The 22,409-nt window shown below is 70.9% G+C and carries 21 protein-coding genes, 2 pseudogenes and 1 CRISPR repeat array; of the genes and pseudogenes, 14 read left to right on the top strand and 9 right to left on the bottom strand.

Going from position 1 to position 22,409, the window contains the following annotated elements; all coding sequences use genetic code 11:
- Positions 1 to 278: 278 nt before the first annotated feature.
- Both ACGF2Y_RS18025 and ACGF2Y_RS18030 read right to left on the bottom strand, forming a co-directional pair.
- Positions 279 to 1,244, bottom strand: coding sequence for a hypothetical protein (locus tag ACGF2Y_RS18025; protein WP_392948090.1), 966 nt, complete (start codon positions 1,242 to 1,244; stop codon positions 279 to 281).
- A complete protein-coding gene (locus tag ACGF2Y_RS18030) occupies positions 1,241 to 2,239 on the bottom strand; it encodes a hypothetical protein (RefSeq protein WP_392948093.1) in 999 nt (332 codons plus the stop codon). Before ACGF2Y_RS18030 ends, ACGF2Y_RS18025 begins: the two co-directional genes overlap by 4 nt.
- A 357-nt stretch (positions 2,240 to 2,596) precedes the next feature.
- Here ACGF2Y_RS18030 and ACGF2Y_RS18035 point away from each other — a divergent pair, with 357 nt between their 5' ends.
- Positions 2,597 to 3,238: a TetR/AcrR family transcriptional regulator gene (locus tag ACGF2Y_RS18035; protein ID WP_392948094.1), complete on the top strand. Its 642-nt coding sequence runs from the start codon at positions 2,597 to 2,599 to the stop codon at positions 3,236 to 3,238.
- 36 nt (positions 3,239 to 3,274) lie between these two features.
- On the opposite strand, the gene ACGF2Y_RS18040 is transcribed toward ACGF2Y_RS18035, so the two are convergent.
- Entirely contained in the window at positions 3,275 to 4,072 is a 798-nt protein-coding gene (locus ACGF2Y_RS18040; protein ID WP_392948097.1) for a GDSL-type esterase/lipase family protein, read from the bottom strand.
- On the opposite strand from ACGF2Y_RS18040, the gene ACGF2Y_RS18045 reads away from it, so the two are divergent.
- Entirely contained in the window at positions 4,071 to 5,123 is a 1,053-nt protein-coding gene (locus tag ACGF2Y_RS18045; protein WP_392948099.1) for a WD40 repeat domain-containing protein, read from the top strand. The genes ACGF2Y_RS18040 and ACGF2Y_RS18045 overlap by 2 nt on opposite strands.
- 28 nt (positions 5,124 to 5,151) lie before the next feature.
- On the opposite strand, the gene ACGF2Y_RS18050 is transcribed toward ACGF2Y_RS18045, so the two are convergent.
- Both ACGF2Y_RS18050 and ACGF2Y_RS18055 read right to left on the bottom strand, forming a co-directional pair.
- Positions 5,152 to 5,553 carry a PPOX class F420-dependent oxidoreductase gene (locus tag ACGF2Y_RS18050; protein WP_392948102.1) on the bottom strand — a complete coding sequence of 134 codons (402 nt, stop codon included), beginning with the start codon at positions 5,551 to 5,553 and terminating at the stop codon, positions 5,152 to 5,154.
- A 169-nt stretch (positions 5,554 to 5,722) separates the two neighbouring features.
- Positions 5,723 to 6,547, bottom strand: a complete 825-nt coding sequence (locus ACGF2Y_RS18055; protein ID WP_392948105.1) for a TetR/AcrR family transcriptional regulator — start codon at positions 6,545 to 6,547, stop codon at positions 5,723 to 5,725.
- 127 nt (positions 6,548 to 6,674) lie between these two features.
- On the opposite strand from ACGF2Y_RS18055, the gene ACGF2Y_RS18060 reads away from it, so the two are divergent.
- The 3 genes from ACGF2Y_RS18060 (at position 6,675) to ACGF2Y_RS18070 (ending at position 9,163) form a co-directional block, all read left to right on the top strand.
- Positions 6,675 to 7,718 carry an ATP-binding cassette domain-containing protein gene (locus ACGF2Y_RS18060; protein WP_392948107.1) on the top strand — a complete coding sequence of 348 codons (1,044 nt, stop codon included), beginning with the start codon at positions 6,675 to 6,677 and terminating at the stop codon, positions 7,716 to 7,718.
- Complete coding sequence (locus ACGF2Y_RS18065) at positions 7,715 to 8,554, top strand: ABC transporter permease (RefSeq protein WP_392948110.1); 840 nt, start codon at positions 7,715 to 7,717, stop codon at positions 8,552 to 8,554. The genes ACGF2Y_RS18060 and ACGF2Y_RS18065 overlap by 4 nt, the downstream gene beginning before the upstream one ends.
- 75 nt (positions 8,555 to 8,629) lie before the next feature.
- A complete protein-coding gene (locus ACGF2Y_RS18070) occupies positions 8,630 to 9,163 on the top strand; it encodes a GNAT family N-acetyltransferase (RefSeq protein WP_392948112.1) in 534 nt (177 codons plus the stop codon).
- 166 nt (positions 9,164 to 9,329) lie between these two features.
- Here ACGF2Y_RS18070 and ACGF2Y_RS18075 read toward each other — a convergent pair whose 3' ends face one another.
- Complete coding sequence (locus ACGF2Y_RS18075; RefSeq protein ID WP_392948115.1) at positions 9,330 to 10,670, bottom strand: transcriptional regulator; 1,341 nt, start codon at positions 10,668 to 10,670, stop codon at positions 9,330 to 9,332.
- 416 nt (positions 10,671 to 11,086) lie between these two features.
- On the opposite strand from ACGF2Y_RS18075, the gene ACGF2Y_RS18080 reads away from it, so the two are divergent.
- The 6 genes from ACGF2Y_RS18080 to ACGF2Y_RS18105 all read left to right on the top strand — a co-directional run bounded on the left by ACGF2Y_RS18080 (position 11,087) and on the right by ACGF2Y_RS18105 (position 16,681).
- A complete protein-coding gene (locus ACGF2Y_RS18080) occupies positions 11,087 to 11,290 on the top strand; it encodes a hypothetical protein (RefSeq protein WP_392948118.1) in 204 nt (67 codons plus the stop codon).
- 103 nt (positions 11,291 to 11,393) lie between these two features.
- Positions 11,394 to 12,515 (top strand): sugar-transfer associated ATP-grasp domain-containing protein, encoded by a 1,122-nt coding sequence (locus tag ACGF2Y_RS18085; RefSeq protein WP_392948120.1) that lies wholly within the window; start codon positions 11,394 to 11,396, stop codon positions 12,513 to 12,515.
- Between the two features lie 13 nt (positions 12,516 to 12,528).
- The gene (locus ACGF2Y_RS18090) at positions 12,529 to 13,458 is read left to right on the top strand and encodes a hypothetical protein (RefSeq protein ID WP_392948123.1); all 930 of its coding nucleotides are present in this window, start codon (positions 12,529 to 12,531) and stop codon (positions 13,456 to 13,458) included.
- Between the two features lie 51 nt (positions 13,459 to 13,509).
- On the top strand, positions 13,510 to 14,889 hold the full coding sequence (gene cysS, locus ACGF2Y_RS18095; protein WP_392948125.1) for a cysteine--tRNA ligase: 1,380 nt from the start codon (positions 13,510 to 13,512) through the stop codon (positions 14,887 to 14,889).
- Positions 14,886 to 15,455 carry a 2OG-Fe(II) oxygenase gene (locus ACGF2Y_RS18100; protein ID WP_392948127.1) on the top strand — a complete coding sequence of 190 codons (570 nt, stop codon included), beginning with the start codon at positions 14,886 to 14,888 and terminating at the stop codon, positions 15,453 to 15,455. Before cysS ends, ACGF2Y_RS18100 begins: the two co-directional genes overlap by 4 nt.
- Positions 15,456 to 15,508: 53 nt before the next feature.
- Positions 15,509 to 16,681 (top strand): serine hydrolase domain-containing protein, encoded by a 1,173-nt coding sequence (locus ACGF2Y_RS18105; protein WP_392948130.1) that lies wholly within the window; start codon positions 15,509 to 15,511, stop codon positions 16,679 to 16,681.
- Between the two features lie 172 nt (positions 16,682 to 16,853).
- On the opposite strand, the pseudogene ACGF2Y_RS18110 reads toward ACGF2Y_RS18105, so the two are convergent.
- Positions 16,854 to 16,934: pseudogene (locus ACGF2Y_RS18110) on the bottom strand (haloacid dehalogenase); the annotation flags it as partial.
- Positions 16,935 to 17,380: 446 nt separating this feature from the next.
- On the opposite strand from ACGF2Y_RS18110, the gene ACGF2Y_RS18115 reads away from it, so the two are divergent.
- From ACGF2Y_RS18115 to ACGF2Y_RS18125, 3 genes are all read left to right on the top strand, one after another.
- Positions 17,381 to 18,499: a MarR family transcriptional regulator gene (locus ACGF2Y_RS18115; protein WP_392948133.1), complete on the top strand. Its 1,119-nt coding sequence runs from the start codon at positions 17,381 to 17,383 to the stop codon at positions 18,497 to 18,499.
- Between the two features lie 298 nt (positions 18,500 to 18,797).
- Positions 18,798 to 19,186: direct repeats of the CRISPR family, unit length 22 nt; unit sequence GTGGTCCCCGCGCACGCGGGGG.
- A 135-nt stretch (positions 19,187 to 19,321) separates the two neighbouring features.
- A complete protein-coding gene (locus ACGF2Y_RS18120) occupies positions 19,322 to 20,035 on the top strand; it encodes a class I SAM-dependent methyltransferase (protein ID WP_392948135.1) in 714 nt (237 codons plus the stop codon).
- 28 nt (positions 20,036 to 20,063) lie between these two features.
- On the top strand, positions 20,064 to 20,477 hold the full coding sequence (locus ACGF2Y_RS18125; RefSeq protein WP_392948138.1) for a DUF4259 domain-containing protein: 414 nt from the start codon (positions 20,064 to 20,066) through the stop codon (positions 20,475 to 20,477).
- Positions 20,478 to 20,486: 9 nt separating this feature from the next.
- Here ACGF2Y_RS18125 and ACGF2Y_RS18130 read toward each other — a convergent pair.
- Both ACGF2Y_RS18130 and serC read right to left on the bottom strand, forming a co-directional pair.
- Positions 20,487 to 21,099: pseudogene (locus tag ACGF2Y_RS18130) on the bottom strand (Uma2 family endonuclease).
- A gap of 91 nt (positions 21,100 to 21,190) precedes the next feature.
- The gene (serC, locus tag ACGF2Y_RS18135; protein ID WP_392948141.1) at positions 21,191 to 22,309 is read right to left on the bottom strand and encodes a phosphoserine transaminase; all 1,119 of its coding nucleotides are present in this window, start codon (positions 22,307 to 22,309) and stop codon (positions 21,191 to 21,193) included.
- Positions 22,310 to 22,409: the final 100 nt, after the last annotated feature.

The raw sequence follows: 22,409 nt of genomic DNA on the forward strand, positions 1-22,409 counted from the left end.
CGGGCACGGCGGAGGGCGCACTCCCCGGGATCGCGCCCTCCACCCGCTGTTCGTGCACGGCACACCCGGCCGGAGTGGGCCGGCCAGCCTTCCGGCTCCTGGCCGGCGCCTTCGACGCCTTGAGGCGCTGGGGGGCCTGGACGTTCTGGAGTCCTGGAGGTCCTGGAGGTCCTGGAGGTTCTGGAGGTCCTGGGACGAGACGCTGCTGCGCGGGGAGTTCGCGGTCAGGGGCAGAGCCGCAGGGCCGTGGGCGGCCGCGTCGGCGCGGGCCTGCCCCCTCACGAACCTTCGGCCGTCCTCGTCAGCCTGTACAGGTCCCAGGAGTCCGGGTCGCCGATGTACTGGTAGAGGGTGGGGCGGCTCTCCGTGCCGCCGACGTTCCAGTGGCCGGACGTGCACGAGGCGATCGTGACCTCCACCTCCTGCGACCACGTGCCCCCGCCGGGGTCGTACGTCCAGGTGCCCTGCCCCGTACAGCCGTCGCGCCCGCTCTCCGTGTCCTCCGCGGCTTCAGGGCCCACGTCGTCGTCCAAGTCGTCCAAGTCGTCCAAGCCATCCGGGTCATCCGGGTCATCCATGTCCCTCGTGTCCCCGCCGCCGAGGTCGTCGTCGATGCCGTCGGCGGTGACCCGGCCGTCCGCCGTGAAGGTGAGGGTTCCGCCCTGCCCGTCGGACCACCGCCCGACGATGTCCGCCGAAGTGACCGCCGGCGGGCGGTACTCCGTTAGCAGCCCCGTCGACAGACCGACACCGCCGAGGACGGCGGTGAGGACCACGGCGACCAGGCCCCACAGCGTCACCGGCCCGAAGATCCGCGTTCGGCGCGACCGCCAGCACAGGGCCGGAACGGTGAGCGCGGCCGTGGTCAGGAGCCAGCCCAGAGCGGCGGCGGCGGGCTCCGCACCACCGGACAGGGCGACGACGACTCCGACGAGGACGAGGGAGACGGCCGCCGCCACCGGCAGAACCCACCACCACACCTCGCGCCCGCCGAACCGGCGTCCCAGCACGTCGCTGAGCCAGGCGGTCGGGAAGACGAGGGCCACGGACAGCGCGGCCGCGGCCACGGTGGTGAACACGGCGAGTACGGGCAGGAGCAGCACGAACAGCGCCGAACCGCCGACGCCCGTGTTCGGCGACTCCTGCGTGACGCCGTACACGACGCTCACGACGAGCGCGAGCGCCGCTTCCAGGTGCAGTGCCAGGATCGACAGCAGCAAGGACAGTCCCCAGCGCCGCTTCACCGCGACGTTGCTCTCGTCAGCTCGTACCGGTCCAGGTCGCCCGGGTCGCCCGGGTCGCCCGGGTCGCCCGGTTCCTCCAGGCCGCCCGGGTCGCCCGGGTCGCCCGGTTCCTCCAGGCCGCCCGGGTCGCCCGGTTCCTCCAGGCCGCCCGGGTCGGCGGATCGCAGGATGTTCCGGTAGAGGATCGGCCGGTCCTCGGTGCCGCCGACGTTCCAGAGGTCTCGGCCGCATGAGGGCACGTCCACGCCGACCCCTCGGGAGTCGCGATGCGTTCCCGTGCCGTATCCCCAAGTGCCCCGGCCCACACAGGCCTCACCTCCCTCGCCGGAGGTGCCGTCGAGGCCGGAGACCGTGGCCCGGCCGTCGGCCGCGAGGGTCAGCATTCCGCCCGTTCCGTCGGACCAGGTCCCCACGAGCTCGGCCCGGGGGACCGCCGGCGGACGGTACATCGTCAGGACGCCCGTGGAGAGGGCGATGCCTCCGAGGACGGCGGTGAGGGCCACGGCGGTCATGCCCCACAGCGTCACCGGGCCGAAGACCCGCTTACGGCGCGAGCGGCAGACCAGCGCCGGAACGGTGAGCGCGGCCGTGGTCAGCAGCCAGCCTTCGGCGAAGCCGGCGGGATCCGTGCCGCCGGTCAGGGCGACGGTCGCGCCCACGAGGACGAGGGAGACGGCCGCTGCCACCGGCGGCACCCACCACCACGCCGCACGCCCGCCGAACCGGCGTCCCAGCACATCGCTCAGCCAGGCGGTGGGAAGGACGAAGGCCACCGACAGCGCGGCGGCGACGGTGACCGCGAACAACGCGAGAAAAGGCAGCAGCACCACGGAGAGCGGGGAGCCGCCGGTCGGGGTCTGCGCCCACGACTCCTGCGTCAGGCCGTACAGGACGGCCACGACGAGTGCGAGCGTCGCCTCCAGCAACAGGACCACTGTCGAGAGCAGCAGTGACAGCCCGTAGGGCCGCTTCTTCTCCACCGTTTCCTTTTCCACCGTTCAGTCCCCCTCGCGCACGGTGATGCATGTGGCACGCCCGATCGGGGCGGCAACTGCGGCAACTGCGGCCATCGTGCCAGAGTCGTTTGAACGCGTTCAACGCGGGGTTCGGGGCGTGGGAAGGTGCCCCGGCGGTGCTCTCGTGGCTCGGGTACGGGGTGAGTTCGGGGTGAGTTCGGGGCGTATCCGGGGCGCATCCGGGGCGTGCAAAGAAGAAGCGTTTCCGCGTGCGAGTATTCGCCCGTACGGGTGTGGCGCGGCCGTCCGGACGGCGGTGGGGCGAGCACAATGGGGCGGCGGTTCGTGCAGAGGCGCGCAGGCCCCTCTCCCGCACCTTGCGCTCAAGGAGGACCGGTGGCGGAGAGCTGGACGGTTCAGCGGACCGGGCCCGGGGATGTCGCGCGCACGCAGGCGCGGGAACACCTCCTGGAAGCAGCCAGGGAGTTGTACGGCATCAACGGATACCGGGCGACCACCGAGCACGACGTGTGCGAGGCGGCCGGTGTGCCGGTCGAGGTGCTGCGCCAGGAGTACGGCTCCCGGGAGGGCCTGCTCATCGCCCTCCACAACCGGGTCACGACGACCGGGCTGCGGGCGTCGGAGAGCGCCCTGCTGGCCGAGGACATCGAGGAGTGCTCGATCGCGGAGCGGGTCCGGCGGCTCTTCGACGCGTACGTGGAGGCCGTCACCCGCGACCCGCGCGAGGCCCGCGTGACGTTCGTCGAGGTGCTGGGGGTGAGCGCCGTGGTGGACGAGCACTGCAAGCTCTGGCGGGCGCTGTGGACGGAGTTCCTGACCGGGGAGGCCGAGCGGGCGGTGGAGCGCGGCGAGGCGGAGGACCGGGACCACCGGGTCGACGTGATGGTGATGGTCGGCACGGTCCACGAGCTGATGGCCCACCACACCCGCCGCTGCCGCCGGGCCCGCCCCGGGGAGGTCTCGGGAGAACTGACCGAACTGGCGCTGTCGATGCTGGGGTCGCAGCGGAGCGGGTGAGCCTCAGCGGCCACCAGGCGTCGTCAGGCGTCGTCGTCAGGCCGGCAGGGGCTGCGCCTGGAGCGGCGCCGGCAGGGGCTGCGCCTGGAGCGGCTGCCCTGCGTACGGGCCGCCCACCCCCCACGCCTGGTGCATCGCGTCGGCGAAGGCGGCTGCCAGGAGGTGTTCGCCGGTCGGGCCGGGGTGCGTGCCGTCGTACGTGTCCGTGTGGATGTCGTAGCCCGGTGGGCGCGAGGCCAGCAGGAGCGGTGAGGCCGGTTCGTCGAGGTCGGCGACGGCCTTGGCGAGGAGTTCGTTGAAGTGTGCGCAGGAGTCGGCGAAGGGGGCGTCCGTCTCGGCCCGGACGTTCGGTATCACCGGGAGCAGCACCATGCGGATGTGCGGGTTCGCCGTGCGCGCCGCCGTGACGAACGCGCGGGCGTTGGCCGCCGTCTGCTCGGCGTCCGTGTAGAACCCGAGGTCTATCAGGCCGAGCGAGACCAGCAGGACGTCCGCCTCCGCCTCGCGCACCGCGTCCGCGATCACCGGGGCCATGTGCAGCCAGCCCTCGCCCCAGCCGGACAGATGCCGGCGGGCGGCGGGCGGGAAGGACGCGTCGGCGTACGCGTGGGAGAGCGGGGCGTTCGCCTCGGTGTCGTACAGCGTCGAGCGCGGCCCGACGATCTCGTACGGGAGGCCGCCGCGCGCCTCCAGGTGCTGCCACATCCGGTAACGCCAGGTGAAGTCGCCGGCGCGCCCGATGGTCATGGAATCGCCGACGAAGAGGAAACGCATGGCGTCATCATGGCCGATCACGGCTCCGGCCTGCGACGTGAGGATGGACACTTGGGCCATGCGCTCGTATCCGACCGGCCCGGCGGGCCGTGCCGCCGCCGCCCTCGCCGCCTCGCTCGCGGCCCTTGTCCCGCTGTTCGCCGGGGCCGGTCCGGCCGTGGCCGACGACGGGCGGCCCGACCGTGACTTCACGATCGAGGACCCCCGCATCACCGAGTCCAGCGGCCTCGCCGCCAGCCGTGCGCACCCCGGCGTCTACTGGACGCACAACGACAGCGACGACGGCCCCTATGTCTTCGCCGTCGACTCCCGGACCGGGAAGACCCTCGCGACCATCACCATGCGGGGCGTGGGGGAGCCGAGGGACGTCGAGGGCATCTCCATCGGGCCGGACGGCGACCTCTACGTCGGTGACATCGGCGACAATCTGGACGGCGCCTGGAGCCATGTCTGGATCTACCGCTTCCCCGAGCCCAAGACGCTCCGGGACGCCACGGTCACCGCCGTCCAGTACGACGTGAAGTACGCCGACGGGCCCCGCAACGCCGAGGCGCTGATGGTCCACCCGAAGACCGGCCGCGCCTACATCGCCTCCAAGAACGGGGACGGCGGCGGCCTCTACGAAGGCCCCGCGAAGCTGACCACCGGCTCCACGAACGTGTTCCGGCGGGTGGACGAGGTGCCGTGGGTCACGGACGGGGCCTTCTCGCCCGACGGGACCCGGCTGGTGCTGCGCTCGTACTTCAGCGCCCGCGAGTACGCCTTCGAGAACGGCCGCCTCGGTGAGGACCGGCCGGTCGGAGCCCCGTTCCAGCGGCAGGCGGAGTCGGTGACGTACACGGCGGACGGCTCGGCCCTGATGTTCGGCTCGGAGGGGTCGCGCAGCGAGGTCGTCCGGGTGGAGGTGGAGGGCGGGCCGGAGAAGCCCGGCGGTGGGTCCGGCTCCGGCGACGGGTCCGGCGACGGGTCGGAGGCTCCCTCGAAGGGCGGCGACGCGGCGAGGGAGGGGGACGGGGCCGGCGAGGGCAATGCGGCCCTCGGGGCCGCCGTTCTCATCGGGGCGGCGGCTCTCTGGCTCGCGCTGAAGCGGCGGCGGCGCGGGCAGGGGTAGGCGATTCGGCGCTCCCGCGCTCCCGCGCTCAGGTGTCCTCCGTCACCGGCCGCACCTCGTAATGCAGCGTCCGGTCCCGCTTCAGCCGGTGCGCGAGCGGGACGAGCACGCCCTGTACGACCGGGTACTTCCGCGACAGCATCCGCGCCGCGTGCGTGTTCTCCTTCGTGCCCGGCCGCAGCAGCCGTGCGTGCGCCTTGATCTGCGGTCCGGTGGGCCTGCCCCGGACCGTGCAGGGGGCGAGCTCCACCTGCGGGTGGTTGCGCATCCGCTCGACCTTCCAGGCGGACGAGAACGTGCGGATGAACGCGTGATCGCCCTCGACGGCGATGTTGACCGGGGTGCCGACGGGGGTCCCGTTCTGCCGGTGGGTGCTCAGCAGGACGGCGTACTGCTTGACGAAGGGAGCGAGCTCCGGGCTGGCGTCCATATATCCAGTGGGGCACGGGTCGGGGGCGCTGTCATTTCCGGGCTGCTGTTCGGTCCGTGGCTCAGCCTGCCGCTCAGCCGGTTTCGTGGCTCAGCCTGCCGCTCGGTCGATCCGTGGCTCAGCCTGCCGCCGGTCCGTCGCACGGTCCGTGGCTCAGCCCGTGGCTCGCTCAGCCCGCGGCTCGGTCCGTCGCCCGCTCCGCCGTCCGCTCCGCGACCAGCGCCTCGAAACCGGCGATCAGCCGTTGCAGCCCGAACTCGAAGTGGTCGAACTCGGCGCTGAAGGTGTCCTCCGACATGCCCGCCATCATCGGGTACGCGCCGCTGAGCATGGCCCGCTCCAGGTAGGGGCGCTGGTTGTCCCAGAACTCCTCGTCGCTCAGCCCGGTCTGCGCCACCGCCTCCGCCTCGTCGGCCCGGGTGCGGGCGAGGCCCTCCACGAAGCTGTTCACCGTGATGATCACGCCGATCAGCTCGGGGTCCCGCAGGCCCATGCCGCGCAGACCGGTGAGCGCGCGTTCCAGCCCGCGCAGGGCGCTGGGGCCGAGCACCGTACGGGCCTGGTTGATCTTCAGCAGCCACGGGTGGCGGCGCAGGTTCTCCAGGTAGGAGCGGGCCATGGTGTTGATCGCCACCCGCCAGTCCTCGGGTACGTCGTGGGTCCCGGCGGGACGGTCGGGCCCGGCGGACAGCGGCTCGCCCAGCACCCGGTCGAGCATCAGGTCCAGCAGTTCGGCCTTGCCGGGGACGTACCGGTAGAGCGACATCGTGCCCGTGCCGAGCTCGGTGGAGAGCCGGCGCATGGAGACGGCGGCCAGCCCTTCCGCGTCCGCGACGGCAATGGCGGCCGTGACGATCCGGTCCAGCGTGAGGCCCGGTTTGGGGCCACGGCTGGGGCGCTCCCCGGTGCCCCACAGGAGCTCCAGGCTGCGCGCGATGTCGCCGCTTCCGGTAGCCGTGCTGTCCGTCGCCGCTGTCGATCCGTCTTTCGCCATGGGGTCAGCGTAGTGCTCCGGAGCAGAAATGGGTACGCCGTACTCGCATGTGGGTACGGCGTACCCATTTTGGAGTACGGTGCACTCAGTTAACTTCCGGTCAGTCGGAGAAGCAGGAGGTCGGGCCATGGGCATGCCTAAAACCGGGTCAGGGCACGCGGTACTCGCCGAGGGGGTCGTGAAGCGTTACCGGGGGCGGGGGAGGAAGGCGACGGAGAAACGGGCGCTCGACGGATTCGACCTCGCCGTCCGCCCAGGCACCGTCCACGGCCTGCTCGGCCCGAACGGGGCCGGCAAGACCACCGTCGTGCGGGTCCTCGCCACGCTCCTGCGGTACGACGCGGGCCGGGCCGAGGTCGCGGGGCTCGACGTGGCGCGCGAAGCCCGTCGCGTACGGAGCCGGATCGGGCTCACCGGCCAGTACGCGGCCGTCGACGAAGGTCTCACCGGGCGGCAGAACCTGGAGATGTTCGGGCGGCTCTTCCACCTCGGCAACCGCCGGGCCCGGCAGCGCGCCGGGGAGCTGCTGGAACGGTTCGACCTGACCGAGGCGGCAGACAAGGGCGCCACGGAGTACAGCGGCGGCATGCGGCGGCGGCTCGACCTCGCCTCCTCGATGATCCTCTCGCCCGACGTGCTCTTCCTGGACGAGCCGACGACCGGGCTCGACCCGCGCGGCCGGGGCGAGGTCTGGGACGCGGTCCGGGCGTTGGTGGCAGGCGGTACGACGGTGCTGCTGACCACGCAGTACCTGGACGAGGCGGACCGGCTCGCCTCGTACATCACCGTCATCGACCGGGGACGGGCCATCGCCGACGACACCCCGGACGCACTGAAGAACCGGGTCGGCGGCGACCGGATCGAGGTGGTGGCCGCCGACGCGGGGGACCTCGCCGCGGTCGCGAGGGCCGTAGACCGGGTGGCCGGCGGCGGGCTCGTCGTCACCGAGGCCCCCGCCCGCCGGGTACACGCCCAGGTCGCCGACCGGGTGGCCGCGCTGACCGAGGTGGCCCGGAGCCTCCAGGACGACGGGATCGCGGTGGAGGACATCGGGCTGCGCCGGCCGAGCCTGGACGACGTGTTCCTGCGCCTGACGGGACACGGTGCCGCACATGACATCGCGGGCCGCGACACCGAGAACCACGACCTCCCGGAGGTGGCGACGGCATGACCGCGCTCGAACAGAACCCTGCGGCGACCCGCCCGGGACGTGACATGGGCCTCGCCTACTGGGCGGTCTCCGACTGCTGGAACGTCACCCGCCGCGTCCTCACCCACTATCAGCGCCGGCCCGTCGCGATCATCTGGCAGCTCGGCTTTCCGATCCTCTCCGTCCTGCTGTACGGATACGTCTTCGGCAGCGCGATGAAGGTGCCCGGGGGCGGCGACTACCGGGCGTTCCTGATGCCCGGCATGTTCGCCATGACCATGGCCATGGGCTTCATGAACACCGCCGTGGCCGTCGTCACCGATGTCGACAAGGGGGTCGTCGACCGGTTCCGGTCCATGCCGATGGCCCCCTCCGCCTTCGCCTCGGGACGCGGGGCGGCCGACCTGGTGGTGGCGGCGGCCGAGCTGACGATCCTGGCCGTCACGGCACTCCTGATCGGCTGGCGCGCGGACGGCGGGGTGGCTGCGGGCCTCGGGGCGTTCGGGCTGCTCCTGCTGCTGCGGTTCAGCCTGATCTGGGTGGGCGTGTGGCTCGGCATGCTGGTGCCCACCCCGGAGGCGGCGGGCGGGCTGTACGCGGTGGCCTTTCCCATCACCATGATCTCCAGCACCTTCGTGGCCCCGTCCCTGATGCCCGGCTGGCTGGGCACGGTCGCGGCCTGGAATCCGATCTCCTCGACCGCGACGGCCACCCGCGAACTGTTCGGCAACCCGGTGGCGGGTGGTGGCACGTGGGTGGAGGAGCACGCCCTGCTGATGGCCGTGGTGTGGCCGACCGTGATCACGCTGGTATTTCTGCCGCTGGCGGTCCGCCGCTTTCAGCGCCTGAGCCGGTGAGCGTCCGGACGTGCCGGCCGTGAGCTGCGGAAACCAGGGTGCCCGGGGTGGTGGCCCGGCATAGGGTCGGGCACCGTGCCGACGACCATCACGCCCCCGCCGTTCACCACCGCCCGCCTCGACGCGCTCCCCCTCGATCCGGCGTACGCCGAGGAGATGGCGGTCGTCCTCGCCGACCCCGCGCTGTACGTGTTCACCGGGGGCGGCCCGCCGGACCCGGCCGCGCTGCGGGCCCGGTACGAGCGGCAGTGCGCCGGTTCGCCGGACCCCGGGGAGCTGTGGTGGAACTGGGTACTCCGGGTCGGGGAGGACGGAAGCCTCGCCGGGTACGTTCAGGCGACGGTACGAGGGCCCCGCGCGGAGATCGCCTGGGTCCTCGGGACACCGTGGCAGGGCCGGGGCTACGCGAGCGAGGCCGCGAAGGGCCTCGCGGCGCACCTGGCCTCGGCCGCAGGCGTCCGGGAGCTCGTCGCCCACATCCACCCCGACCACGCGGCGTCCGAGGCGGTGGCTGCGGCGGCGGGCCTCCGGCCGACCGGGGAGTGGGAGGACGGAGAGAGGCGATGGGCTGCCAACCCGCCCCCGCCCGCCCGCGCCGAAAAAGCCTGAGGGGCCGACCCCAACCCGGACAGGACACCGGCCGAAGCCGCTCCGGCCGGCCGCGAGGGTAACGGTCGCACCCATCGCCAACTGTCAGGGAACGGGCCGGATTTGGGGTGCGCTGGCCCTGGCGTCGGAGGGCTGCGCCGGGGCCAGGGGCGTCACGGGAACGCTGTCAGGCGACAGCCGGAAGCGCCTGAAGCCGGTTGCGGAACTCAAGGACCGACGGCACCCCGGCGTACGGCTCCAGGTAGTCGCTGAACTTCGTCAGCCGGACGTATGCCCGGTCGGATCGGACGCGGCTCTCCAGCAACTCCAAGCCGAGGTTGGCGGCGTCCAAGGCGCCGTCCAGGTCCCTGGCGGCCAACCGTGCCGTGGCGAGGCGGCCGGACCGCACGGCTCGGTCACGTGGGACCGCTTGGTCCACTGCTACCGCGAGGACGCTGGTTGCCCGCTCGGGGTAGCCGGAGCGGAGCATGATCTTGCCCTCGGTGGACTTGAGCTGGGCCTCGCCGTACCAGCCAAGCCAGTCGGGGCGGTCGCCTTCGCGGTGTGTGCCCCACAGGTCGTAGGCCCGGTTGAGGGACTTGCCGGCCGCTTCGTGCTGGGTGTCTCGGGACAGGGCTTCGGCCTGGTGGAGGTGGAGGTACGAGGCCGCCGCAGGCGGGAGGGCCGAGGGGGCGTTGCCAATGGCGGTGTCGATGAGCTTCACGCGTGCGGCCGTGTCGCCGGAGTCGGAGATGTGGACGCCCATCTCGGCGAGGATGAAGGCGCCGAAGCCGTCGTCCTTGGCGCTGTGGGCGCTGCGGAGGGCGCCGACGTAGTAGCGCTGGCCGAGCGAGCGGAGGCCCTTGTCGTAGGCCATCCAACCGGCGAGGTAGGACACGCGGGCTGCCGTGGCGTACAGGCGGTGTTCGACGGCGTCGGAGTAGCGCCCGTGGTCGAGGAGGCTGGTGATCAGCGCGAGGTCGCTGGTGGCCTGGTCCAGGAGGCGTGCGCCACCCATCTGGTCGTCGAGCGTGCGGAGGGTGTCCACGCGCGCTTCGATGGTGGTCACCATCGCGTCGGTGACGCGGTCGCCGTCGAGTGCCGAGGCGAACGCCTCTGGCGCGGCTGCCCAGTTGGCGGCAACGCCCGTCAGTGCGACGCCGGTGATAGACAGGAATCCCCGACGATCCATGTGGCCGCTCCTGACCAGATCAGCGAAGACCTTCACCGTGCCGGCCGGAGTCCACGGGGCCGCCAGGGCCGTCGACTCCCACGCCGGCAACCATCGAGGCCAGGCCACCGAACGTACGTGGTTCTCGGGGACTTCCAGCAGGTCAGCGAGCACCCGTTGCGCGTCCGCGTCAGGCGCCTGTCCCTGCTCCCACTTCCAGACCGTCGTTCGGTTGGTGGCCAGCGGTACGCCCATCTCGGCCCCGCGTTCACGCATGCGCCGGGCTAACTCGGCCTTGCCCCAGCCCTTGCCTTCTCGCACGTAGGTCAGCGGGTGCAGAGCCATCGGGTCAGACATCCCACCCCTCCCCTCAGGTTGGTAGTCAGGAGGCTACTCCCCGTGCGAGAAACGGGGGTTTCTCTCGCTGGAGGAACCCCCGGGAAACGTTCCGAGCCCGTGGTCCACGGCCGTTCACTGGGCCTCACGCCGTTCGGAGCTGAGCACCCGGGTTAACCGGCTCCCCCGCCCGCTCCGGACGGCTTCCAGGACCGCAGCCCGTCATCGACGTCCCTCGTGTGGGTGGCGGGCTGCACCACCCCCGAGGAGGTCGTGATGAGCCAGCCTCTGCCCGTTCGTACGCCCGGCGACAGCGGACGACAGCACACGGTTCCCGAGCCGCCGGCCGGTCCGAGTCCGGCCCTCCGAGCCCGCGCCGAGTCCGGGTGGGAGAGATTCCTCCGGCGCGGAGCGAGCGACCGCGAGGAGTCCGAGCGGTGAATCCGGTCGATGCCGAAGGCCGGGAGGACCACCCCCTCCTTCACCGCCTGGTCCGCGACATCGCGAGCCGGGGCGAAGGGGAGCTGACGGAAGTCGTCCACGAGAGACACGGCGGCCGACTCATCCGCATTGCTCACATCCAGCCCGCGAACGGCATCGCCTGGTCCACCGCCGCCGACAACATCGGGCCCGCCCTATGAGGCAGCGCCTCGCTGTTGCGGCCTACGTGATCGTCACCACCATCGGCGTCGTCGCGATGGCCATCGCCGGAACCCCGGACTACTGAGCAACGGGAGGAGCACCATGAGACGTACCGCGAACCGCGGCTTCAACCACCGCCAGGCCATGACCGAGGAGTGGTTCCGCACTCGGGTTCTTCCCCGTGTGTCCGCCGCTCGGTTCCTCCCCTACCAATTGCGGCAGCTACGGAGCGAGCACCTCCCCGCGATGCTGCGCGACGAGGACAGGAAGAGCCTGGCCCGCATCTCCGGGGACCTGGCGAAGGTCTCCGCGCGGTGGCGCTGCCTGCCGTTCCACTACTTCCGCTACGCCGGATACCGGGACGAGGTGTCGGCCGAACGGGCTTGTTCGTACTTGCCGGAGACGGCCCTGTTCCACCGGCTCCTTCCCCGCGTGAACCGGGACACGATCGATCTGGACGACAAGACGTCCTGCAAGAAGATCCTTGCCTCGGCCGGTATCCCGCAGCCCGCGCTGATCGCGAGCGGTGACCGCCGCGCGGGTGTGACCTCCGACGGTGAGGCGGTGTCGCTGCGGGTCGTCCTCGATCGCGCTTCCGTCTTCGGGCGCGTGGTGGTCAAACCCTCCCGCTACTCCAGCGGTGGATCCGGCGTCGTGATCGTGCGGCCTGGTGAGGACGCCTTCGACCTGCCGGCCTACGCGCAGCGGTGGGGCACGTGGCTGGTGGAGCAGCACGTGCCGCAGCATCCCGACCTGGACGTGCTGAACCCGTACGCCCTCAACACGTTCCGCGTGATCACCCTGCTGCGGGAAGGCGCCGCCGAGGTCCTGTACGTGATGTTGAAGCTCGGCGGCAGCGAGACCGCCACGGACAACTCGGCCGTCGGCGGCATGCAGATCCGTGTCCACCCCGACGGGCGACTCGACCGCCACGGCTATGACCGACACCTCAACGCCCACACGCGCCACCACGTCAGCTCGGTGCCATTCGCCGACCACCGGATCTCCCGCATGACGGAGGTACGAGAGCTGGCCGAGCGCTGTGCCCGCCTCTTCCCGCAGGTGCCCTTCATCGGCTGGGACATCGCACTGACGCCCGGTGGCCCCGTGGTCATCGAGGGCAACAGCAGCCCTTCCCTCGCACACATCCAGCGCACCCACGGCGGCGTCGCGCTGGAGCTCGTTCCCGCACTCCGCTCCGTGATGGATCGCCCGATCATCTGACCAAGGAGTTCCCGTGGAAAACCTGAGAATGCAGGCCCGCGCCGCAGCCGGAGGTCTGCTCGACACGCTCAAGACGATGCCCGAGGTCCAGGCGCTCTACGTCCTGTCCTCCTCGGCGGTCGCGCCCCGCAACGTCACCCGGTTCAGCACCGACTCCGACTTCGACCTGGCCGTGATCCTCGACGTCCCGATCAAGGAAGACGAGTGGAGGCCGCGGCCGGCGGACACGTACACCCTGGTCCGCGACCGGCTCCCCGCCTGGATCCCGGAGTTCAGCTTCCACCTGCCGGTCCCCTGGGGGCGCATGGAGGTCAACGTCCACCAGCTCCTCTTCCAGTACGAGGCCGACCCGCGCACGACGTGGAACAGCGACAAGTGCGACGCCTACGGGAACAAGGGCGAGCCGCTGTTCGACCGCGAGGAAGCCTTCGAGGCGCTGATCTCTCACAAGTCCCGGGAGCAGCTTCAGCGGCTGGAGGGCGAGACCTACCGGCTGCACAACCGGATCACCTGGGACGTGCGCGAGATCCCGTTGCGGATGGCACGGCGGGTCGGAGTGCCCACGGGCCACTTCGTCCTATCCGGGGCGCTGGACGAGGTCGTGGACTGGATGTACGCCCGCTCGGGTCAGCTGCTGCCGAACATGAAGTGGAAGCTGTACTCCCTCGGCGCGCTCGGCCTGATCAGTGGCGAGCAGGAGAACCTGCTGATCGAGGCCCAGCAGTGCGACCCGCTGTCGATGGTCGACCTGGAGCGGCGGTGCGAGGCGCTGGGGGAGTTCTGCCAGTCCGCTGGCATGGACCTGAGCCCCGGGGCGATCGCGGCTGTGCGGAGGGCGTATCAGCAGGCCAACCACCACCTGCTGGGGGAGGAGGCGTCGGTCTTCGCCTCCCTGCCGTCCCCGCGATTCGCCCCCTTCGGTGAGCACGGCGGTTCCAGTTAGACGCTTATGTCCGGGCGTCAGTACGCTGCGTGATCCGCTTACACAGGAGGCATGATGTCGATCAAGGTCCACAACACGCTGACCAGCCAGACCGAGGAGTTCCGCCCCGAGCGGGAGGCCGAGGTGCGGATGTTCGTGTGCGGACCCACCGTGTACGGCCCCAGCCACGTCGGGCACGCGAAGACGTACACGCAGTTCGACTTCATCGCCCGGTACCTGGAGGCGAGCGGGTACAAGGTCACGTACCTCCAGAACATCACCGACGTCGACGACAAGATCATCCGACGGTCGGCGGAGGAGGGTGTCCCGCCGGAGGAGATCGCGGCGCTCTTCGAGAAGCAGTACCTGGAGGACATGGCCGCGCTGGGGAACACGCGCGTCGACGTCCACGCGCGGGCCCACGATCACATCGACGGCATCGTGGACCAGATCAAGCGGCTGATCGAGCGGGGTCACGCCTATCAGCTCGATGACGGCTGGTACTTCGACCTGGCCTCGTTCCCCGCGTACGGCAAGCTCTCCGGCCGCACCGACCTGCGCCCCGAGGACTCGGTGTCGCGGATCGATGACCACTCGAAGAAGCGCAACCCGGGCGACTTCGCGCTGTGGAAGGGCCGCAAGGACGGCGAGCCGTTCTGGGAGACCGAGCTGGGCCAGGGCCGGCCGGGGTGGCACATCGAGGACACCGCGATCACGGAGACGTTCTTCGGGCCCTCGTACGACCTGCACGGCGGGGCCGTGGACCTCATCTTCCCGCACCACGAGGCCGAGGTGGCCCAGATGGAAGCCGCCTCCGGCATCGAGCCGCTGGCCCGGTACTGGATGCACACCGGACTGCTGCGCGTCGACGGCGAGAAGATGTCGAAGAGCACCGGAAACTTCCTCACCATCCGCGACGCCCTCACCCGGACGGACTTCCGCACCCTGCGGCACGCGTTCCTCTCCCAGCACTACCGCTCCTCCATGGAGCTGAGTGACTCCACGCTGGAGCAGGCCCGAGGGGCACGCCGCCGGATCGAGAACTTCGCCCGGACCATCGACCCCGCGCACACCGACAGCCAGGCGAACGCCGCACGCGCCACCGATGCCTGGAAGGAGATGCGTGAGCGCCTGGACGACGACTTCGACACCCCCGGCGCCCTCGCCGTCCTGTTCCAGTACATCCGCGAGCAGAACCGCATGGAGGAACCGGCCGGCCCGGCCGCCCTCCGGCTGATCGAGGACGTGAACAACCTCTTCGGAACCTTCGACATCCCCGGCTCCGCCCAGAGCGACGCCGCTGTCGACGAACTCGTGAAGGAACGCGACCGGCTCCGCGCGGCGAGGAAGTTCGCCGAGGCCGACGCGATCCGCGACCAGCTCACCCAGCAGGGCGTGACCCTTGAGGACTCGCCCGAAGGCACCCGTTGGCGGAAGGAGCCCACCTCATGACCTGGAAGAGCCGCTTACCGCTCGTCGTAGAGAGCGCCATCCCCCTCAGCCTCTGCGGAGCGCTGATGGACCACGTGAAGAACCAGACCACCAGCCCGCGCACCTACCAGGGCGTCATCGACGAATCGCTGCGCAAGAGCGAGTACGTCGAGGTTCCGACGCACTTGGAGGAGGCGGTCATCTCGCATTGCGCCGCCCACCTGCGTGGCCACTTCGAGATCGCCCCGAAGCGGATACCCACCCAGCCGGCGGTGATCTACCGCTACGGCCCCGGCGTCGGCTTCGTCGCCCACCACGACGAGGTCACCGACATCGAACGCGAGCGCGCCCGTACCAACGGACAGCCCGTCGTCGGCGGCGACCTCACCTTCGTAGTCTGGCTCAACACCCCCGACTCCTACGGCGGCGGCGAACTCTTCTTCGAGAACCCCGCCCAGGAGATCAAGCCGCCCTGCGGCACCCTGGTCGCCTTCCCGGCCACCCGCGACCACATCCACGGCGTACGGCCGATCACGAGGGGCGAGCGCGTCACCCTCGTCGTGCGCACCGATGGCGAGCGCCTTTGAGCACCGGCTACCGCTCTGTCAGAGAAGGCAGCGGAGCTGTCAGGATGAGTGGCATGACGACGATCCACGGTGAGGTTGCGCCCGGGTTCGAACCGGTCCGCGACGCGTTCACGGAGAACTTCACCCGGCACGGGGACATCGGCGCGGCCGTGTGTGTCTACCAACACGGCCGCCCAGCGGTGGACCTTTGGGGCGGCGTCGCCGACCCGGAGACCGGTCGCCCGTGGACGCGGGACACCCTGCAACTGGTCTACTCAGCGACCAAGGGAGCCACCGCGACCGCAGTGCACATGCTCGCCGAGCGTGGCGTACTGGACCTTGAAACACCCGTGGCGAAGTACTGGCCCGAGTTCGCGGCGAACGGGAAGGCGGACATCCCTGTCCGCTGGCTCCTGTCCCACCAGGCCGGCTTGGTCGCGCTGGATCACCCATTGCCCCTCAGCGAGGCGTTGAGCTGGGGCCCCATGGCGGCAGCGCTGGCGGCCCAGCGCCCCCAGTGGACTCCGGGCACTGCCCACGGGTACCACGGCCGAACCTGGGGCTGGCTGGTCGGCGAGGTGATCCGCCGAGTCTCCGGCCGCACGCCGGGTCGCTTCTTCGCCGACGAGATCGCGCGCCCCCTCGGACTGGACTTCTTCATCGGCCTGCCGACGAGCGAACGTGATCGAGTCAGCCGCATGGCGTACCGGCCACCGGCTGTGGATCTCACAGCGGTCCCTGCCGAATCCCTCCCAGAGGAACTACGCGAACAGGTCGCCGCTTGGCGTGACCCGAACTCATTCAGCAACCGGGCATTTGCGGTCACCGACCCGGCCGCTATCGACTTCGACTCGCCAGAGGTGCAGGCCGCGGAACTCCCGTCCTCCAACGGCATCGGCACCGCACACGCACTCGCCCGTATGTACGCCGCGCTGATCGGCGAGGTCGACGGAGTACGCCTGCTTGCCCCGGAGACCCTGGCATCGGCGACCAAGGAACAGGCCAGTGGGAAGGATCAGGTGATGGTGTTCCCCAGCCGATTCGGCACCGGCTACATGCTGCCCACCGAGAGCAACGCCATGACCGGACCGAACGCGTTCGGCCACACCGGGCGCGGTGGCTCACTTGCCTTCGCCGATCCGCAGCACGGCATTGCCTTTGGCTACGTGATGAACCACATCGTCAGTGGGTCGGACGACATGCGGGCGGCTACGCTGGCTGAGGCAGTGCGGAAGTCGGTGGCGTGAGGCGTGAGGCGTCAGGGACCCGTACGAGGCCAGTGGACCAGGTGTGGACCGCCGAGGGCTGAGAGGGGCCCGGAGGACGGGGAACGTGCAGGTCATCCACAAGGTGGACGCTTCCCCCAGCACGCTCTTGAAAGCCGTTCCCAGGACACCGGGCCCGGAACCAGTCCGGAATCAGCCAGTCAGCCCGAGTGCCGTACTCATGGATCTCGTCGACCAGGCACTCACCGACATCGAACACGCCTGCACGAATCATGCTGCGATCGTAGGCGGCGGCCGAGCAATCGCGAGATGGAAGGCCCCGCGCACCCGCAGGCCGGGCTGTCTCCACTTCATCCTCGAAGCTCGGGTCCCGAGCCCTGAGCTTCGGGCTTCGGGTCTCGGGCTTCGGGACGGTCGGGTCACTCTTCCGGGTGTACGCGGGCAGTGCCCCGGCCCGAGGCTCGGGGCCCAGGCTTCGGGTGTCGGGATGCGGGACCCGGGGTTCGAGCGCCTTCTTTAACCGGTGGGTAGATGAAGGGGTTTGGGGAAAACCTCCCCACCTCCCTGCCCTCGTCACGGCCGGGAAGTATGACTAATCGTGACAGCTTGCGGCGCAGCGTCACGACTGCTTACGGTGCGAGAACCAAACGACCCCGACACGGTGTTGCAAGCACCAGGCCGGGGTCTCACCGCAAGATCGCTCCCGTGGAAGGCGACCCCGTGGCTACCCAGCAGCCTAGCTCCGCCCCGCACGCCCCCGCACGCTCCGCCGCGTACCCGATGGCCAAGCCCGGCTACGGCAAACGCACGGCACCGGACCAACTTCCCCGTGCGCGTGATGATTTCGCGTTGCTGCCGACGCGTGAGCGGTACGTCGCCGGGTTCGTGGACCACCTCCCCGAGGGCGCGGCGATGAGCGTGAAGCACCTGGCCAAGCAGCTCCCGCTCTACGGGCAGCAGGCCATCTCCACCGCCCTGACCGCCCTGTCCGTCGCCGGGCACCTGCGACGCGTACGCTGCCCGGTCGGCGGCGCGGGCGACGAGACCCGCTGGGTCTACCGCACCTTCTGGTCCCGCACCGCCCACGACAACCAGTGGTGGAACACCTACCTCACCACCGAGAACGCCACCCGCACCGTCAGCTCCACACCGAACACCCCCGCACCGGACACGGCCTCCCCGCCGCCGTGGAGCGCGGCCGAGGAACCGCCACCGCCCGCCCCGCAGGGCCCCGGTGCGGAACCGGTGCCCGAGCCCACCGGCGTACCGCAGCAGCGCACCCGGAACCGGGGACCGGCACCGGACGCCGAGCCCGCGACGCCCGCACCGGACACGGCCCCCGCGACGCCCCCGACCTCCGTAGCCCCGACCTTCGTAGCAGGCCCTTCCCCCGCGTATCTCGCCCTGGCCCGCCTGGGCCGCGACGACCACCGCCTCACCCTCTCCGCCGACGACTGCGCAGCGCTGGAACCACAGGCGGCGGAATGGCTCGCCCGGGGCGTCACCACCGACTACCTGACCAGCGCCCTCACCGCAGGACTCCCCGCCAAGGTCGACTCCCCTGCCGGCCTGATCCGCCGCCGTCTCACCGACAAACTCCCACCCCGGCTGCCCACCGAGAGCACCCCGCCCAGCACCCTCGCCCCACCCCGCCGCATCCTCATGGAATGCACCGACTGCGGCCGCCCCGGCCCCCCGGAAGCCCTCCCCGACGGCCTCTGCCACCCCTGCCGCACCCACCACCACTCCACCACCGCCAAGACCCCGGCCCACCCCACCGAAATCGCCGACATCAAAGCCCGCATGGCCAACCTCCGCGACCTCCTCAAACCCGTCTGAGACCGGGGGCCACGATCAACTCGCGCCCCCAACCGACAGAAGCCTCCGGCGAAGCACGCGACATGCGACTTAGCCCCCGCATGGCAACCATTCACCTCCGCGAAATCCCGAGCACGACGGCGAACGCCCTTCCTCTTGCAGAGAACGAGACGCCTCTCACGGCCGGCAAAGGGCAGAATCACTCCTGACAACCCACCTTTAAGCCAGGACGGTTTGCCACACAGGGGGAGATATGTCGGTTTTTCAAGAAGTAAGTAAAAACAGCCCCTCGGCCGCATAAACCCGCAGGTCACGAACTGTGGTCCCCGCGCACGCGGGGGTGGTCCCGCGACCGCGTGCGCGCGGCAGAAGCCGTAGGCGTGGTCCCCGCGCACGCGGGGGTGGTCCCGCCCCGTCGGGGAGTTCCTCGAAGGAGCCGACGTGGTCCCCGCGCACGCGGGGGTGGTCCCCAGGGCGGCCGGTCTGATTCGCCGCGTCCAGATGTGGTCCCCGCGCACGCGGGGGCGGTCCCCGGCTGCTGGAGAAGAACGCCCCGTTCCGCGAGTGGTCCCCGCGCACGCGGGGGTGGTCCCGTGTCCGGGATCGGCGTACAGATCGCCGTCGGGTGGTCCCCGCGCACGCGGGGGTGGTCCCGATCCAGCTTCGGTGTCACAGGTGACCTGTCTGTGGTCCCCGCGCTCGGCGAACCAGGAACCGGCAGGTCAGCAACGACCCGTTCAGCCGACGGGACATCAATGCTCCGGCGCCCCGCACACCGCGCCCGGCCTCCGGCGGTGCCGCGAGTGTGGTTGCGGTGTCAGGCCTGTCGTAGGGTTCCGGCCCATGACCGCCGAACCTGACTTCCTGCGCACCACCCGGACCTCGTACGACGCCATCGCCGACGGTTACGCGAGCTGGACCCGTGACGAGCTGGCGGCCAAGCCGCTGGAACGCGGGCTGCTGACCGCCTTCGGCGAGCTGGTGGCGAAGGGCGGCGGTGGTCTCCCGCTGGCCGACGTCGGCTGCGGTACCGGCCGGGTGACCGGGTATCTGCACGGACTCGGGCTGGGGCTCGACGTGTTCGGGATCGACCTCGCCCCGCAGATGCTGGCCGAGGCGCGGAAGGATCACCCCGGGCTGCGCTTCGAGGAGGGCTCCATGCTCGGGCTCGGGCTGCCGGACGCGTCGCTGGGCGGGCTGCTCGCCTGGTACTCGACCATCCACGTCCCGGACGAGGAACTGCCCCTCGCCTTCGCGGAGTTCCACCGCGTTCTGGCCCCGGGGGCGTACGTACAGCTCGGCTTCCAGGTCGGGGACGAACCCTTGCGGCTGACGGAGGCGCTGGGCCAGGAAATCTCGCTCGTCTTCCACCGGCGGCAGCCGGAGCGGATCGCCGAACTGCTGCGGGACGCTGGCCTGGAAGTCCGGTCCGTGGTGTGGCGGGAGCGGGAGACGGACGGGCCGTTCCCGGAGCGGTCGCCGCAGGGGTTCGTGCTCGCGCGCAGGCCGATTGTCAGTGGCGGCTGTGAGGATGAGGACATCAGCACAGCGGACTGACCGGCACAGCGGATTGAGGGGGGCTCCCATGGGCGCCTGGGACATCGGCCACTTCGACAACGACACCGCCGCCGACTTCGGCGGCCGGGTCGACGACGCGGAGCCCGGGGAGAAGGCGGACGTGCTTCGGGGTGTCCTGGCCGCCGTCTCGGGCACCGGGCCGCAGGACTATGTGGACGGCGGGGAGGAGGCGGTGGCCGCTGCCGCGCTGATCGCCGCGCAGTGCCCCGGGGGAGAGCCCGTCACCACCGCGTACGGTCCGAAGCAGCCCCTGCCGCCGCTCCCCGCCGACCTGCGCCCGCTGGCCGTCCGCGCGCTGGACCGCCTCACCTTGAAGAACGCCGAGCCGCTGGACCTGTGGGCGGACGCCGGCGCGGACCAGGAGTGGCTGGCGGGGATAACCGCGCTGCGGGCGGTGCTGGTGGCGGCGCCGGGGGAGTAGGCCGCGTCCTCAGCGCTTCGGGCTGCCCGCGCGCACGATCTCGTCGACGTCCAGGGCGACTTCGGTGCCGATGGAGTCGGGGAGCGGGGCCTCCTGGCCGGGGGCGTAGACCTCGTGGCGGTCGTAGCCGGCGGGGAGCGGCTCGGTCAGGACGTGCACGCGGCCGTGCTTGCGGTCGACGATGACGTAGACCGGGATGTTGGCCTGGGCGTAGGCGACGACCTTGTGGCGCAGGTCGGTCTGGTGGTTCCCGGACGTGACCTCCAGGACCAGGCGGAAGCAGGCGGGGTCGTAGCAGTTGTTCTCGATCAGGTGCTCGTCGAGGTCGGCGTCGACGATCGCCAGATCGGGGACCACGTAGTCCTCGGGGCCGCTGGGGAGCCAGAGGCCGACGGCCTGGAGGACTGCGGTGTCGCCGTCGTCAAGCCCGGCGGCGAGGAGGGGGGGCCATGACCGTGGTCAGTGCGTTGGCATGGGGGCCGTCCCGGAGCGGTGCCACGGTGATCATGCCGTCGATGATCTCGACGCGATACCCCGGAAGCCGGTCCATGAGCCGATTCGCGGCTTCGATCAGCGGCTCCGGCCCATGGCCACAGGGGCGGTCGACGGAAGCTGTGGGCATCGCGGGCCTCCTGCGCGGGGAATGGGGCAAGCAACGGCCCGGCACACCGCGTGGGTGCCGGGCCGTCTTCGGGCAGTCGAGAACCGGGAAGTTACAGCTTCTCGATCACGTGGTCGATGCACGCCGTCAGCGCCTGCACGTCCGCCGGGTCGATCGCCGGGAACATCGCCACGCGCAGCTGGTTGCGGCCGAGCTTGCGGTACGGCTCGGTGTCCACGATGCCGTTGGCGCGCAGCACCTTGGCGACGGCCGCCGCGTCGATCTCGTCCGCGAAGTCGATCGTGCCGATGACCTGCGAGCGCTTGGCCGGGTCCGTGACGAACGGGGTGGCGTACTTCGACTCGTCGGCCCAGCCGTAGAGGTGGCCGGACGAAGCCGCCGTGCGGCCCGTGGTGAAGTCCAGGCCGCCCTGGGTGTTCATCCACTTCAGCTGCTCGTTCAGCAGGAAGAGGGTGGACAGCGCCGGGGTGTTGTACGTCTGGTTCTTCAGGGAGTTGTCGATCGCCGTCGGCAGCGAGAAGAACTCCGGGATGTGCCGGCCCGAGGCGTGGATCCGGGCGGCGCGCTCCAGGGCGGCCGGGGAGAACACGCCGATCCACAGGCCGCCTTCGGAGGCGAAGGACTTCTGCGGGGCGAAGTAGTAGACGTCGCTCTCGGTGATGTCGACCGGCAGGCCGCCCGCACCGGAAGTGGCGTCCACCAGGACGAGGGCGCCCTCGTCGGCGCCCGCGACGCGCTTGACCGGGGCCGCGACACCCGTCGAGGTCTCGTTGTGGGTGAAGGCGTAGACGTCGACGCCCGCCTCGGCCCGCGGGTCCGGGTGGGTGCCCGGTTCGGAGGCGATGACGGTGGGGTCGGACAGCCAGGGCGCGAGCTTCGCGGCCTTGGCGAACTTCGAGGAGAACTCACCGAAGTTCAGGTGCTGGGACTTCGACTCGATCAGACCGTGCGTCGCGATGTCCCAGAAGGCGGTGGAGCCGCCGTTGCCCAGGACGACCTCGTAACCCTCGGGGAGGGAGAAGAGACTGCGCACACCGTCCCGTACCTCGCCGACCAGGTTCTTGACCGGGGCCTGGCGGTGGGACGTGCCGAGGAGGGAGGTGCCGGTGGCGGCCAGCGCGTCGAGCGCCTCCGTCCGCACCTTGGAAGGACCGGCGCCGAAGCGTCCGTCGGCGGGCTTGATGTCAGCGGGAATCTGGATGTCGGCCACGGGACGGAGCGTAGTCCCTCGGTGGCACGGCTCCGTAACCGTGTCCGTCCGATGAGACGTGCGCTCCGGCCCGTGGACGTCACCGCCGGCGGGCGGTCAG

Origin of the sequence: Streptomyces sp. NPDC048142 (assembly GCF_043202835.1) — a bacterium.
In the GTDB taxonomy this organism is placed as follows: domain Bacteria; phylum Actinomycetota; class Actinomycetes; order Streptomycetales; family Streptomycetaceae; genus Streptomyces.

Excerpts from the sequence above, each read along its gene's own strand:
- ACGF2Y_RS18045 (WP_392948099.1), top strand. The coding sequence starts at position 4,071 with ATGCGCTCGTATCCGACCGGCCCGGCGGGCCGTGCCGCCGCCGCCCTC.
- ACGF2Y_RS18040 (WP_392948097.1), bottom strand. The coding sequence starts at position 4,072 with ATGGCCCAAGTGTCCATCCTCACGTCGCAGGCCGGAGCCGTGATCGGC.
- ACGF2Y_RS18050 (WP_392948102.1), bottom strand. The coding sequence starts at position 5,553 with ATGGACGCCAGCCCGGAGCTCGCTCCCTTCGTCAAGCAGTACGCCGTC.
- ACGF2Y_RS18055 (WP_392948105.1), bottom strand. The coding sequence starts at position 6,547 with ATGGCGAAAGACGGATCGACAGCGGCGACGGACAGCACGGCTACCGGA.
- ACGF2Y_RS18060 (WP_392948107.1), top strand. The coding sequence starts at position 6,675 with ATGGGCATGCCTAAAACCGGGTCAGGGCACGCGGTACTCGCCGAGGGG.
- ACGF2Y_RS18065 (WP_392948110.1), top strand. The coding sequence starts at position 7,715 with ATGACCGCGCTCGAACAGAACCCTGCGGCGACCCGCCCGGGACGTGAC.
- ACGF2Y_RS18075 (WP_392948115.1), bottom strand. The coding sequence starts at position 10,670 with ATGTCTGACCCGATGGCTCTGCACCCGCTGACCTACGTGCGAGAAGGC.
- ACGF2Y_RS18085 (WP_392948120.1), top strand. The coding sequence starts at position 11,394 with ATGAGACGTACCGCGAACCGCGGCTTCAACCACCGCCAGGCCATGACC.
- cysS (WP_392948125.1), top strand. The coding sequence starts at position 13,510 with ATGATGTCGATCAAGGTCCACAACACGCTGACCAGCCAGACCGAGGAG.
- ACGF2Y_RS18100 (WP_392948127.1), top strand. The coding sequence starts at position 14,886 with ATGACCTGGAAGAGCCGCTTACCGCTCGTCGTAGAGAGCGCCATCCCC.
- ACGF2Y_RS18105 (WP_392948130.1), top strand. The coding sequence starts at position 15,509 with ATGACGACGATCCACGGTGAGGTTGCGCCCGGGTTCGAACCGGTCCGC.
- ACGF2Y_RS18120 (WP_392948135.1), top strand. The coding sequence starts at position 19,322 with ATGACCGCCGAACCTGACTTCCTGCGCACCACCCGGACCTCGTACGAC.
- ACGF2Y_RS18125 (WP_392948138.1), top strand. The coding sequence starts at position 20,064 with ATGGGCGCCTGGGACATCGGCCACTTCGACAACGACACCGCCGCCGAC.